Annotated in this window: 10 protein-coding genes; 1 reads left to right on the top strand and 9 read right to left on the bottom strand. The window is 60.8% G+C overall.

Annotated features, from left to right (window positions below; translation table 11 throughout):
* Nucleotides 1-83 precede the first annotated feature (83 nt).
* The gene (locus V9L13_RS02145) at nucleotides 84-950 is read right to left on the bottom strand and encodes a pirin family protein (protein ID WP_338801321.1); all 867 of its coding nucleotides are present in this window, start codon (nucleotides 948-950) and stop codon (nucleotides 84-86) included.
* A 289-nt stretch (nucleotides 951-1,239) separates the two neighbouring features.
* Here V9L13_RS02145 and dkgB point away from each other — a divergent pair, with 289 nt between their 5' ends.
* On the top strand, nucleotides 1,240-2,043 hold the full coding sequence (dkgB, locus tag V9L13_RS02140) for a 2,5-didehydrogluconate reductase DkgB (protein WP_338801320.1): 804 nt from the start codon (nucleotides 1,240-1,242) through the stop codon (nucleotides 2,041-2,043).
* 4 nt (nucleotides 2,044-2,047) lie between these two features.
* Here dkgB and V9L13_RS02135 read toward each other — a convergent pair whose 3' ends face one another.
* From V9L13_RS02135 to V9L13_RS02100, 8 genes are all read right to left on the bottom strand, one after another.
* Nucleotides 2,048-5,266, bottom strand: a complete 3,219-nt coding sequence (locus V9L13_RS02135; protein ID WP_338801319.1) for a transporter substrate-binding domain-containing protein — start codon at nucleotides 5,264-5,266, stop codon at nucleotides 2,048-2,050.
* 8 nt (nucleotides 5,267-5,274) lie between these two features.
* Nucleotides 5,275-5,901: a response regulator transcription factor gene (locus V9L13_RS02130; protein WP_338801318.1), complete on the bottom strand. Its 627-nt coding sequence runs from the start codon at nucleotides 5,899-5,901 to the stop codon at nucleotides 5,275-5,277.
* Between the two features lie 143 nt (nucleotides 5,902-6,044).
* A complete protein-coding gene (locus V9L13_RS02125) occupies nucleotides 6,045-6,479 on the bottom strand; it encodes a chemotaxis protein CheY (protein WP_338801317.1) in 435 nt (144 codons plus the stop codon).
* 87 nt (nucleotides 6,480-6,566) lie between these two features.
* Nucleotides 6,567-7,775: an EAL domain-containing response regulator gene (locus V9L13_RS02120; protein WP_338801316.1), complete on the bottom strand. Its 1,209-nt coding sequence runs from the start codon at nucleotides 7,773-7,775 to the stop codon at nucleotides 6,567-6,569.
* A 67-nt stretch (nucleotides 7,776-7,842) separates the two neighbouring features.
* Nucleotides 7,843-8,208, bottom strand: coding sequence for a hypothetical protein (locus V9L13_RS02115; protein ID WP_338801315.1), 366 nt, complete (start codon nucleotides 8,206-8,208; stop codon nucleotides 7,843-7,845).
* Nucleotides 8,209-8,438: 230 nt separating this feature from the next.
* Nucleotides 8,439-9,155: an MgtC/SapB family protein gene (locus tag V9L13_RS02110; protein ID WP_103484485.1), complete on the bottom strand. Its 717-nt coding sequence runs from the start codon at nucleotides 9,153-9,155 to the stop codon at nucleotides 8,439-8,441.
* Nucleotides 9,156-9,298: 143 nt separating this feature from the next.
* The gene (gene mgtA, locus V9L13_RS02105) at nucleotides 9,299-11,998 is read right to left on the bottom strand and encodes a magnesium-translocating P-type ATPase (protein ID WP_103484486.1); all 2,700 of its coding nucleotides are present in this window, start codon (nucleotides 11,996-11,998) and stop codon (nucleotides 9,299-9,301) included.
* Nucleotides 11,999-12,590: 592 nt separating this feature from the next.
* On the bottom strand, nucleotides 12,591-13,925 hold the full coding sequence (locus V9L13_RS02100; protein ID WP_003223453.1) for a SidA/IucD/PvdA family monooxygenase: 1,335 nt from the start codon (nucleotides 13,923-13,925) through the stop codon (nucleotides 12,591-12,593).
* Between the last annotated feature and the right edge of the window lie 48 nt (nucleotides 13,926-13,973).

The following is a 13,973-nucleotide window of genomic DNA, read 5'->3' as shown; positions in this document are numbered from 1 at the left end:
TGCTCGCGAAGGCGGTGGATCAGTCAGACACGCATCGACTGACACTGCGCTTTCGCGAGCAAGCCCGCTCCCACAGGGGGTAGTTACCCGTGCATTCGGCCGAATTGCCCGGACTGGAAGTCGGCGAATGCCTGATGAATTTCCTGCTCGGTGTTCATCACGAACGGGCCGTGGCCGACAATCGGTTCATCAATCGGCTCGCCGCTGAGCAGCAACACCACCGCGTCTTCACTGGCCTCAAGGGTCAACTGACGACCGTCGCGCTCGAACAGCGCCAACTGCCCGACACCCGCCGTTTGCGCACCGTTGATCGTCACCGAACCTTTCAACAGCACCAGCGCGGTGTTGCGCCCTTCGTGCAGATCCAGTGTCAGCAACTTGTCGGCGTGCAACCGCAGGTCCCAGACGTCGATCGGCGTGAAGGTCTGCGACGGCCCTTTATGCCCTTCGAACTCACCGGCAATCAGCCGTAGGCTGCCGGCGCCGTCCTTCAGCGCGATATTCGGAATGTCGCGATCAAGAATGGTCTGGTAGCCGGGCGCGGCCATTTTGTCCTTGGCCGGCAGGTTGACCCAGAGTTGCACCATTTCCAGTTTGCCGCCGGTTCTGGCGAAATCATCCGAGTGAAACTCTTCGTGCAGGATCCCGGACGCCGCCGTCATCCACTGCACATCGCCGGGGCCGATGGTGCCGCCGCTGCCGGTCGAGTCGCGGTGCTGCACTTCGCCATCGTAGACGATGGTCACCGTTTCAAAACCACGGTGCGGGTGCTGGCCGACGCCACGGCGCTCGGTGGTCGGAGTGAATTCGGCAGGGCCGGCGTGATCAAGCAGCAGGAACGGGCTGATGTGTTTGCCCAGGTTGTCGTAGGAAAACAGGGTGCGAACCGGGAAGCCATCGCCGACCCAATGGCCGCGAGGGCTGGTGTAGATACCGATGATGTTTTTCATGGTTGCCTCCAAAAGGTGGGTGACGCAATGGATTGAGCTTAAATCCATGACGGCTGGAGGACTAGCCGGCAAAAACCGGCTTTAGTGTTCCATATTTAGAACAGTCCCACCTTTGGATCTCGTCCCTTGTGGGAGCGGGCTTGCTCGCGAAGGGGCCAGTCCAGACAACACAACTATCGGAAAAGATTCATGACTTCTGCTCAACAGTGCTTTGCCCCACCAGCGGTTTTTCTCAAGGACGCAGACGCGGATACTCCTGCCCATTCCCACTGCAACCCTGGAGTCATAAATGTCTGTTCCCGCTTTTGGTCTGGGTACGTTTCGCCTGCAAGGTCAGGTGGTCATCGATTCGGTGCGCACCGGCCTTGAACTTGGTTACCGTGCCATCGACACCGCGCAGATCTACGAGAACGAAGCCGAGGTCGGCCAGGCCATCGCCGCCAGCGGCATTGCTCGCGAAGAGCTGTTCATCACCAGCAAGATCTGGATCGCCAACTTCGCCAAGGACCGTCTGATCGACAGCCTCAAGGAAAGCCTGCAGAAGTTGCAGACCGACTACCTCGACCTGACGCTGATCCACTGGCCGTCGCCGGAAGATCAGGTGCCGGTCGCCGAATTCATGGGCGCGCTGCTCGAAGCCAAGCGTCTGGGCCTGACCCGGCAGATCGGGGTGTCCAACTTCACCATCGACTTGATGCAACAAGCCATCGCAGCGGTCGGCGCGGAAAACATCGCCACCAACCAGATCGAGCTGCACCCGTACCTGCAAAATCGCAAAGTGGTCGAGTTCGCCCGCAGCCAAGGCATCCAGATCACCTCCTACATGACCCTCGCCTATGGCGAAGTGCTAAAGGACCCGGTGATCCAGCAGATTGCTGAACGCCTGCAAGCGACCCCGGCGCAAGTCACTCTGGCCTGGGCGATGCAGTCGGGTTACGCGGTGATTCCATCGTCGACCAAGCGCGCCAACCTGCAAAGCAACCTCGGCGCCACCGCGCTGACGTTGAGCGAAGCAGACATGACGCTGATCGCCGGTCTGGAGCGCGGCCATCGCCTGACCAGCCCGAAAGGCATTGCCCCGCAGTGGGATTGATCGCTCAGCCCTGAAGATGCTGCGCAAGGCCGAGCATGGCCGTGCGCAGCGCATCCGCCGACCGGTGGACAGCCAGTGTTTCGGCGTCTCGACACGCCTGTTCGAGATCCGCGCACGCCGCCGCCACCCGCGCGGCACCGACCATTTGCGCACCGCCCTTGATGTGATGCGCCAGCGTCCGCAACCCGTCCAGATCCTGGGGCTGGCGCGCCGCATCCAGCCGTTGCAGATCGTCCTGCAGACTGCGCAATACTTGTTCGCGCAGGCGTTGCATCACCGAGTGATCGTCTCCAGCCATCTGCTCCAGCGCGCTCAGGTCGATCTCGGTCAACGTCAGAGCCGGGGTCGGCAAGTGATCACTTTCGCCGTGACTGGCCGCCTTCAACGCCTGCTGCAGATCGTGCAAGCGAATCGGCTTGAACAGACAATCGTCCATGCCGGCCTCAAGGCAACGAACCCTCTCCTCGACTTGCGCGTTGGCGGTAAAACCGAGGATCAGGCAACGCGCCCGGCCGCTCGCTGCTTCTTCGTCACGGATCGTCCGCGCGAGTTCGTAACCGTTGCGCTGCGGCATGTTGCAGTCGGTGATCAGCACATCGAATGCTTGTGCTCGCCAGCGTTGCAGCCCCTGTTCACCGTCTTCGATGTCGACCGTACGATGGCCGAGTTCGCTCAGTTGCCAGCACAACAGCAAGCGGTTGACCGGATGATCGTCCACCACCAGAACACTCAATGAACGCGCCGGCGTGTCCGCCACTTCAGGGCTTGCCGCTTCGGGGGCGAGCGCGGCCAACAACGGCAACTGCAGATTGATGTCGACCCGCGTTCCAAGCCCCGGCTCGCTGTCGAGGTGCAGCGTTCCACCCATCATTTCGCAGAGGTTGCGGCTGATCACCAGTCCCAGCCCCGAGCCGCTGCGCGCCGACTGACCATGGTTGCCGGCCTGGACAAACGGGCTGAACAGGCGTTGCAGGTCATCGGCGCTGATGCCGATGCCACTGTCTTCAATCACGACTTTCACGGCCAATTGATCGGGAGCGGTCCTGCTCACCACCAGTTGCACGCTCACCTGGCCGTGCTCGGTGAATTTGATCGCGTTGCTCAACAGGTTCGACAGCACTTGCTTGAAGCGTGTCGGGTCGACCATGACGTCAACGCCACTCTGTGCATCCAGTTCGACATGCCACAACAGGCGCTTCTGCCGCGCCAGTGCCTCGAACACCCGGCACACTGAGATCACCAGTTCGCGCAGATTGGCCCGTTCCGGTGCGAGGGACAGATGCCCGGACTCGATGCGTGCGATGTCGAGAATGTCGCCGATCAGCGCGAGCAGTTGCTGGCCAGCGCCGGATGCGACTTCGATCGCCAGCTTGTCGGTGACACCCTCCTCGGCCCGTTTGAGGGCCAGTTCAAGCATGCCGATCAAGGCATTCATCGGGGTGCGGATTTCATGGCTCATGGTCGCCAGAAACGTGGTCTTGGCCCGGTTGGCGTCGTCGGCGGCTTCCTTGGCCTGCTGCAACTGCCGCAGCCATTGCTGACGCTGGCGCAACTGCCAGCGCTGCAAACCGATCCAGGCCAAGGCCAACAACAGCAGGCTCGCGGCAGCGGCAAAAGCCAGGAGAATCTCCCGGCGATAGCGCTGCCAATAGCTCTCCTCGACCAACACATCATGGCTCCAGCGCTCGACCAGTTCGTCCATCTGTTGCGGCGCGATGCTCAGCAGCGCCTTGTTCAGAATCGTGTGCAGCGCCGTATCCTGCGGTGCGGTGGCCAAGGCGATGCGCGCCGGTTGATCGCCGATGGTATTGGTGATGCGCAGGCGCTCACGGTAATGGCGGGCGATCAGAAAACGCGCGACCAGCAACGAGCTGACGGTCGCGTCGGCCTGCCCCTTGGCGATCAGCTCCATGCCCTCGGCCGGGCTGCTGACCTCCACCAGACGTACCCCCGGCACCCGCTGCAGGATGTAACCGCGTAACGGATGACCGCGATAAATCGCCAGACGCTTGCCCGGCAGATCGGCAAGGCTACGCGGACTGCCCGCCGTTATTGCACTGACCAGTACAAACGGATTGTTCAGGTACGCACGGGTGAATTGCAGCTCGGCTTCCCGCTCGCTGCTCGGGGTCACCACCGGCAACACGTCGAGCTCACCGGCCTTGAGCTGTTCGATCTGGCGATCCAGCGAACGCCCCCGGACCACCTCGAAATGCAGCCCGGTGCGCTGACTGATCAGGGTAAGCAATTGCGCTGACAGACCGTTAAATCGCCCGCTGGCATCAAAAAAAGTCAGCGGTGCGAAATCCTCGATCACACCGACCCGCACCAGCGGATGTTGCTCCAGCCACTCCTGCTCGCCGGCACTGAGGCGCACCCGCGACTGCGCGGCCATTTGCGCACGCCCCGCGCTCCAGCGCTGCTCGATAAGCTGACGACGCTCCAGAGGAATCACCGCCAGCGCCTTGTCGATGATGCGTTTGAGGCGAACTTCGCTGCGCAGCATGGCGAAACCGAAGGGGCTGGCATCCAGGCCCGACGGACCGGCCAGTTGCAAGTCATTACGGTAATTGGTGTTGATCAGGTAATTGGCGCTGATCAGATCGCCGAGATAGCCGTCATCGACACCGAATGCCACCGCACCCAGCGCATCCATCGCCGAGGGGTAACGCTGCAAGTCCGCCCCGGGATAGAACGCCTGCACGCTGGCCAGCGGCAGATAGTCCTCGACCATGGCGATGCGTCGGCCCGCCAGATCCGCCGGCAGAGTTTCGTCAAGCCGGGTCACCAGCATCGGCTGATCTTCGGCGTAGGGGCGCGACAGCATGAAATCCGGGTCGGCCAGCTCGAAATTGTTCGAGGTCCCCAGCAGGTCCAGTTCACCGCGTTTGAGTGCGGCCATCACCTCGTCGCGATGGGTAAAGCGTCGAACGTCGATCCGCACATTGAGCAGTTGCGCCAGAAGCTCGGCGTAATCGGCGGTAAGGCCTTCCAGCTCCTGCCGATTGCGGGTGATTTCGAACGGTGGGTAATCGGCTCCGGAAATGCCCATGCGCAACACCGGGTGCTGGCGCAGCCATTGGCGGTCCTGCTCGTCGAGCGGAACCTGAATATTTTCCAGTGCTGCCTGGCTCAACAATTCCAGGGGTTGTGGCGGCTCGCTGGCGCAGCAGGTGGCCGTGATACTCAACCACAGAACCCACCACCAGCGTTGCCGACTCACTTTGCCACTCAGATCAAATGATTGCGCTTGGCGAGTTCGCGCAAGTGCACCGTGGTATTGATCGCGAGTTTTTTCATCAGGCGGGTCTTGTAGGTACTGACGGTCTTATGGCTCAGGTGCATGTCTTCGGCGATTGCCTTGTTCGATTTGCCCAGTGCCAATTGCTCGAGAATGCTCAGTTCGCGGTTGGAGAGCTGATCGATCAGCTGTTTTTCACTGCGGTCCAGCGGGGACGATGCATGGGTGGTATCGGGCAACGCTGCAAAGTATGAGTAGCCCGACATCAGTGCCTGGATTGCCTTGTGCAATTGCAGCAACTGGTTGGTTTTGGTCACGTAGCCCATGGCCCCGCCCCGCAGGCATCGGTTTTGATAGTGCAGCGGGTCCTGGGAGGTGAAGATCAACACCTTGCACTCGGGGTTGGCGGACTTCAGCCGCTCCAACACCTCCAGCCCGCCGAGCCCCGGCAATTTGAGATCGAGTATCACCAGTTTGGGTTGGTGCTTGCGCAGGAGCGCCATGACTTCAGCGGCGCTCGATGCTTCGTGAATAACCTTGAACCGTTCGGCTTCGAGGACGAGTTTCACGGCCGCCCGTACCACCGGATGATCATCGACGATCAGCGCTGACTTCATGACCGCTCCCAGTGCAAAAACATGACGATGGCGCCACTGGCATCGGCTGTTCCTGCCGCAATGGCTGCGCAAAGACTGTTACACGGGAATCAAACCGTATCTACCTGTCAGATCTGACAGTTGCGCCAAAGGGGAATCCGTGCTCAAGCCCGACGCTGCAGGGCTGATAGCGGGTTCCAGGTGTCAGCCGCACACACCGGGGCAACATCGACGCGCGCCATCAGGTGCTTGACCGCGGCCGCATTGGGCAAGGCGACATGGCTGATCTGCAGGTTTTCCTGAGCAAAGCCGGCGGGTGTCAGCGCGGGTGCCGAGGGCTCGTTATAGATCAGCGCGTGGCGCACATGCGGGTTATTGAGGAAAAACCCCGGCAGGTCCAGCGATCCGGCCGCCAGCTCGGCGTTGATGACCACTGCATCGAAGGGTTCACAGCCGTACTCCACCAGGGTCAGCAGCTCAAGCAGACTCTGTACCGGAGCGATGCGGAAGTATTCAAGGCCATTGAACAGGCGCTCGATTTTCATCCGGTGAAAATGCTGCGGATCGGCAATCAGGATGCGCAGGGTTTTATTGATCATGCTCGATCTCCTGGAGGTCACGGGTGGATGCGCCAAGGCTACGCAAGCCGCAGGAACAACTCTGTAGGATCTTTCCTAAAAATCCGCTCATTCATCCGCGTTTTTTCCGTGGTTGCGCCGTTGCAGCCAGTTGAGCAAATCGGCCCCGGCCATCGGTCGTGCGTACCAGTAGCCCTGCCCTTGCGTGCAGCCCAGTGCCAGCAATTCGCGACGTTGCACATCGGTTTCGATGCCCTCGATGACTACGCTCATGCCCAAGGCTTCGCCCAGTGCCAGGGTGCTGCTGATGGCGGCGCGGCAGCGGGGTTCGTGCGCAAGGTTGCGAATGAAATCGGCGTCGAGCTTGATCTCGTTGAATGGCAACTGACACAGGCGCTGCAATGAGGAGAACCCCGCGCCGAAGTCATCGATCGACAAGCGACAACCCATAATGCGCAACCGCACCAGACTCTCGAGGCTGGTGGCCGGCGCTTCGAGCAGACCGCTTTCGGTCAGCTCGAACGTCAGGCTCGAACCGCAGGTTTTATGTTCAGCCAAAAGGCTTTTCAAAGTGGACGTCAGTTGCGCATTGGCCAATTGCACGGTTTGCAGGTTGAACGCCATGTTCAAGACAAAGCCCTGAGCCCGGGCACTGTGCTGTACCCGCAAGGCCTGATCGATCTGCGCGAACAGCATCTCGTCGAGCAGTCCGCAACGTTCAAGTACCGGCACAAACAGCGCCGGCGAAATCAGCCCGCGTGTCGGATGCAGCCAGCGGCACAGCACCTCAACGCCACAGACTTCGCCGCTCTGCAGGTTGAACTTGGGTTGATACCAGGCATGCAATTGGCCCTCGGCCAGCGCATGGCGTACCGCCGCTTCACTGGCCAGCGTTGTGGTGCGAATCGGCTGCGACGGGCTGATCTGCCGATTGACGAATTTCTCCAGCAACTCGGCCAACACTTGGGCGTGCAGCGGTTTGCCGACATCACCGAGCAGGTCCAGCCCAAGCAACGCAACCATCTGATGCACTGCCCGCCGCAGATCCGCCGACAGCGAACTGCTGATGATCACCGACCTGACCTGCCCCGACGCGCCGACCCGCTGCAGAAACTCCAGGCCGTCCATGCCCTCCATCTGCAAGTCGCACAGGGCGATGTCCACCGAGCCGACTTCATCGAGCAACGCCAGCGCCTGCGTGCCATCGCTGGCCTCCAGCACCTCCCGACAACCCAGCCCTTGCAGCATGTTCACCGCTACGGAGCGCTGGAAAGCGTGGTCTTCAAGCACCAGGATACGGAGCGGCAGGTCGGGCATGAGAGTTGGCTCGCTGTGGGTGAAATGCGGATGTGTGTCGAGCTCGCGAGGGGGCGTCTGCGATCGCTTAACCATCGAGATGCTCCAATACGGTGCCAAGGGTCTGCCGGTCCGGCGTATGGACCATGAACAGCTGCCGACGCCGGGTGGCATAAATCGCCTCGGCCTGCGGCTGACCACGCCGGACATCGTGGATCACACCGTGGCGAATCTGTGGATTGCCCTGAAAGAACCGCACCGGATCAACACCCGCAGCGGTAATCAGTTCGCCATTGATGATCATCAGGTCGAATTGCTCGAACGGCTCATGGGAGTAATGCGTCAACGCCAACAGTTCACGAAACGAACGCACTGGCGTGAGGTGGCGGTAGCCCAGCTCGTTGAAGACTCTGGCGATTCTGGATTGCAGAGCCTGCTGCTCTTCGACAATCACGATTCGCCTGCACTTGTAGGACATAAGGTTTAACGGCGTAAGAAAATGTGCTGAACACGCTAACCAGAAGTCGTCAGAACCTATGTAGGAAAAGTCCTAAAAGCAGGAGGAAACCTCTCGAAAACCGACAGGACGCCGCCTGGACACTGGCCAAAGCGGCGATTTTCTTGCCAGAGGCGGCGATAGCGATCGCCGAGAGCCACGCCGAATGGCGGCTCGAGGTTGTTGCCTTATTCCGTGGTACTCGGACTCCAGAACGCCTGCACCACCAGCGCCGAGGTCGAAATCCGCGCCACCAGGGCATCGAGTTCGTCACCGTCCACCGAGGTGGTCGCCAGCGTCGCTTCGATCTCGATTTCGTCGGCGCCGAAGGCGTGTACATCGACATCGCTGGCCGGGTAGTTGCTGCGCTCCAGCTCGGCTTCTAGCAGGGCGAACACGGCTTTCTGTTGCGAGCGCCGGGCGATCACGTAAACGATGTTGGTGACTTCGGCCGAGACCACATCCAGTGGCTGGCGGTTGATATTGTTGACGATCGGCCGCAGCAAGGTGTTGGCGGCGAGGATGAACAGCGTGCCGAGCACCGCTTCGGCCAACAGATCGGCACCGGCGCAGGCACCGACGGCGGCGGAGGTCCACAGGGTCGCGGCGGTGTTGAGGCCACGGACGTTGCCCTCCTCGCGCATGATCACCCCGGCGCCGAGAAAGCCGATGCCGGAGACCACGTAGGCAACCACGCGCACCGCGCCATCAGCACCGCCGAGGCGGTTGGCCATGTCGACGAAAATCGCCGCGCCGACCGCCACCAATACGTTGGTGCGCAGACCGGCGGTGCGCTGCCGGTACTGGCGCTCGAAACCGATCAGGCCACCGAGGATGAACGCTGCGCTGAGGCTGACGAGAGTGTCGAGCAGCGAGGTGAGGTTGAGGTTGTTGATGGCTTGCATGATGAAGCTCCTTGAATAAACCACTGCCCCCTGTGGGAGCGGGCTTGCTCGCGAAGGCGGTGTGTCAGCCACTACAACTGTGACTGAACAACCGCCTTCGCGAGCAAGCCCGCTCCCACAGGGGAACAGTGTTGTCCGAACGTTTATTGCCAGCCGAACCGGCGGATGTAGAAGCCTTTCACCGCCTGGGTCAGCGCCATGTACGCCAACAGGATCATCGGCAGGAACACGAAGTACATCGACGGCAGCGCCTGCAGTTTGAAGTAGTCGGCCAGCGGCCCCATCGGCAGGAAGATCCCGACCGCCATGATGATCCCGGTCATCACCAGCAGCGGCATGGCTGCACGGCTTTGCAGGAATGGAATCTTCGGCGTGCGGATCATGTGCACGATCAGCGTCTGGGTCAGCAAGCCCACCACGAACCAGCCGGACTGGAACAGGGTCTGGTGATCCGGGGTGTTGGCATCGAACACATACCACATCAAGGCGAACGTCAGGATGTCAAAGATCGAACTGATCGGACCGAAGAACAGCATGAAGCGTCCAACATCAGCCGGCTGCCAGCGTTGCGGCTTTTTCAGCATCTCGTCATCGACGTTGTCGAACGGAATGGCGATCTGCGAAATGTCGTAGAGCAGGTTCTGTACCAGCAGGTGCATCGGCAGCATCGGCAGGAACGGAATGAACGCACTGGCGACCAGTACCGAGAACACGTTGCCGAAGTTGGAGCTGGCGGTCATCTTGATGTACTTGAGCATGTTGGCGAAGGTGCGGCGCCCTTCGAGCACGCCCTCCTCCAGCACCATCAGGCTCTTTTCCAGGAGGATGATGTCGGCGGCTTCCTTGGCGATGTCCACCGCGCTGTCCACCGAAATACCGATGTCGGCCGTGCGCAGCGCCGGCGCATCGTTGATGCCGTCGCCCATGAAGCCGACCACATGCCCGTTGCCCTTGAGAATGCGCACGATGCGCTCCTTGTGCGACGGGGTCAGCTTGGCGAAGACATTGGTCTTCTCCACGGCGATTGCCAGTTGGGCATCACTCATGCGCTCGATGTCATTGCCCATCAGCAGGCCCTGTTGGGCCAGACCGACTTCGCGGCAAATCTTCGCAGTCACCAGTTCGTTGTCACCGGTCAGCACTTTGACGGCGACACCGTGTTCGGCCAAAGCCTTGAGCGCCGGCGCGGTGCTTTCCTTCGGTGGATCGAGGAACGCCACATAACCGATCAGCGTCAATTCCTGCTCATCCGCCAGGCTGTAAGTGTCGCGACCTTCCGGCATCGAGCGAGCAGCCACGGCCACCACGCGCAAGCCTTCAGCGTTGAATGCTGCGGTGACCTGACGAATCCGGGTCAGCAATTCATCGCTCAAGGCTTCTTCGACTTCGCCGTGCTGCACACGGGTGCACACCGCCAGCACTTCCTCTACCGCGCCTTTGCAGATCAGCAGATGCGGTTCACCACGGCCTTCGACCACCACCGACATGCGCCGGCGATTGAAGTCGAACGGGATCTCATCGACCTTGCGAAACGCCGTGCCGACCTTCAGCTCACGGTTGATTTCCACGTGTTCGAGCACCGCCACGTCGAGCAGGTTTTTCAGCCCGGTCTGGTAGTAGCTGTTCAGATAAGCCATTTCCAGCACGTCATCCGAGTCTTCACCCCAGACGTCGACATTGCGCGCGAGGAAGATCTTGTCCTGGGTCAGGGTGCCGGTCTTGTCGGTGCACAGCACGTCCATGGCACCAAAGTTCTGGATCGCGTCGAGTCGCTTGACGATGACCTTCTTGCGCGACAGGAACACCGCACCTTTGGCCAGGGTCGAGGTGACGATCATCGGCAGCATTTCCGGAGTCAGGCCGACAGCGATCGACAGCGCGAACAACAGTGCTTCAGTCCAGTCGCCCTTGGTGAAACCGTTGATGAACAGGACCAGCGGCGCCATGACGAACATGAAGCGGATCAGCAGCCAGCTGACTTTGTTCACACCGAGCTGGAACGAGGTCACCGCACGGTCAGTCGCGCCGACCCGTTGCGCCAGCGCACCAAAATAGGTGCTGTTGCCGGTGGTGAGAATCACCGCCATCGCCGTGCCGGACACCACGTTGGTGCCCATGAACAGGATGTTCTCCAGCTCCAGCGGATTGCGCGTGTCGCGGTCGGCCTGGCGGGCAAATTTTTCCACCGGCATCGATTCACCGGTCATCGCCGCCTGGCTGACGAACAGGTCCTTGGCGCTGAGCACCCGGCAGTCGGCAGGAATCATGTCGCCGGCAGACAGTACGATCAGGTCGCCCGGCACCAGTTGCTTGATCGGCAGTTCGATCCGTGGCTCATCGCGGCGCATCACTGTGGCGGTGTTGCTGACCATCGCCTTGAGCGCATCGGCGGCCCGGTTGGATTTGCTTTCCTGCCAGAAGCGCAGCAGCGTCGACAGCACCACCATGGAGAAAATCACCGTGGCGGCTTTGAGGTCTTCGGTCAGCCACGAGATCACCGCCAACAGGGTCAGCAGCAGGTTGAACGGGTTTTTATAGCAGTGCCACAGGTGGGTCCACCATGGCAGTGGCTGCTCGTGTTCGACTTCGTTGAGGCCGTACTGCGCGCGCAGTGCGTCGACTTCAAAATCGGTCAAACCGTCGGTGTGGGTGCCCAGCGAAGACAGCAGTTCGCTGCTGTCGCGATGGGCCGCATCGACCAGGGTGTTGGCCAGGGTGGGCGGCACTTCACGGCTGACCGTGGTGTCGTTGATCGATTCCAGCAACGCCAGACGGCGGAAGTGCCGGGCGATGTGGCGTGTGCGCAGGAAGCCTGCGAAAAATTCCTTGAGCGTAAGTTTCATGGCTGTTGCCCCTATGGTCAGCCGGGAAACCGTCGAGCAGGTACGACCATGCCTCGTGCGCCGGAAAATCCGGCACGGCAAGGCTTGGCGCGCCGGTCAGAAAAGACAGGCGTGTCGATAGGTTTGCGATCACGACCACACGGTCGGAACCACACACGTTCAGTGTCGATGAGAAGGACGTCGGGACATGGTCTCAACTGACCATGATCGGGATGCCGCTGCTCGCTTTTACGGCGAGACAACGGCAGAGAAAGGCTGCGCGTTATCTTGCCGAGAATCTGCCGGTTACCGAGACCGGCCGACAACTGTCACTCGAACAAGTACCCACTGTGGGTCTCCGCTATTGATGAAAACGCGCGAAGCTTACGCCTCGATGATGGATGAGTAAACCCGTGTAAGAAGGTGTGTCGAGGAATATCGGGGGATATTCAGGAAGGGTTCAGGAATGGGTTTTTGCGGTGGTCTTGGAGGCCCCTTCGCGAGCAAGCCCGCTCCCACATTGGATCTCTGCTGACCACAAAATCTGTGTTCAATGAAGATCCCCTGTGGGAGCGGGCTTGCTCGCGAAAGCGGTGTATCAGGCAATACAGAATCAGCTGGCCGTCGCCAGCAACAAATCCGCCATCGAACGATGCCCACGGTGCTTGCCATGCTCGTACAGCGAGCCGGCAATCTCGTCGGCGCGCACCGGCAGCACCGACAATAAGGTGTCGCTCAGACCATGGCTGGCCTGGCAGAAGCCCTGCATGTACAGGCCGGCCTTGCAGCGCTCGTCGGTGATCAGTCTGTAGTTGCGATCGACCTCGAAATCACCGAGGTACTCCTCCAGCGGAGCCAGCAGTTTGCGGTGCATCTGCCGCTCGTAACCGGTGGCCAGGACCACGGCGTCATAGACACGCACGGTGACTTCGCCGGTGGCGTTGTTGCGCACCGCCAGTTCAATGCCGCGCTCGGTGGCCGTAGCGCTTTCAACGGTGGTCAGGGTGCGGAATGCATGACGGGCGATGCCCGAGACTTTCTGCCGATAGAAAATGCCGTAGATGCGTTCGATCAGGTCGATGTCCACCACTGAGTAGTTGGTGTTGTGGTACTCGTTGACCAAGCGCTCGCGCTCGGCACTGTTTTGCTGGAACACCAGATCGGTGAACTCCGGCGAAAACACTTCGTTGACGAACGGGCTGTCGTCCGCAGGCTTGAGGGCCGAACCGCGCAGGATCATGTCGACCTGCACCGACGGGAACGAATCGTTCAGATCGATGAAGGCCTCCGCCGCGCTCTGCCCGCCACCGATGATCGCGATGCTCATCGGTTGATTGTTCACACACGGCTGTCTGGCCATCTGCGACAGGTACTGCGAGTGGTGGAACACGCGGCTGTCGCCCTTGAGCGCCTTGAACGCTTGCGGAATACGCGGCGTGCCGCCGGCGCTGACCACCACCGAACGCGCGGTGCGCACGAACTGCTGGCCTTCGCTGTCGCGGGAGATCACGCGCAGCGCTTCAACCTGATGGTTGTGCAGCACCGGTTCGATGGTCAGCACTTCTTCTCCGTAGCGGCTCTGCTCGGTGAACTGCCCGGCGACCCAGCGCAGGTAGTCGTTGTACTCCATGCGGCACGGGTAGAAGGTACCGAGATTGATGAAGTCCACCAGACGCCCGTGGTGCTTGAGGTAGTTGACGAACGAGTACGGACTGGTCGGGTTGCGCAGGGTCACCAGATCCTTGAGGAAGGAAATCTGCAACTCGCTCTGGGTCGACAGGGTGTTGCCGTGCCAGCTGTAGTCGGCCTGCTTGTCGAGGAACAGCACATCCAGCTCGCCGTGGGTCGGGCCGCGCTCTTGCAGAGCGATGGCCAGGGCCAGGTTGGAAGGGCCGAAACCGACGCCGATCAGGTCGTGAACGATGGGCGATGCAATTGCCTGTGTCATTTCCAGTGTCCTCTGGATGAACCCCTCAACACGGGGATAAAGCCTGGG

This window comes from Pseudomonas sp. RSB 5.4 (genome assembly GCF_037126175.1).
In the GTDB taxonomy this organism is placed as follows: Bacteria; Pseudomonadota; Gammaproteobacteria; order Pseudomonadales; family Pseudomonadaceae; genus Aquipseudomonas; species Aquipseudomonas fluorescens_H.
Note: the sequence above shows the minus strand (reverse complement) of the source record. Positions and strands in the feature narration are given on the sequence as shown.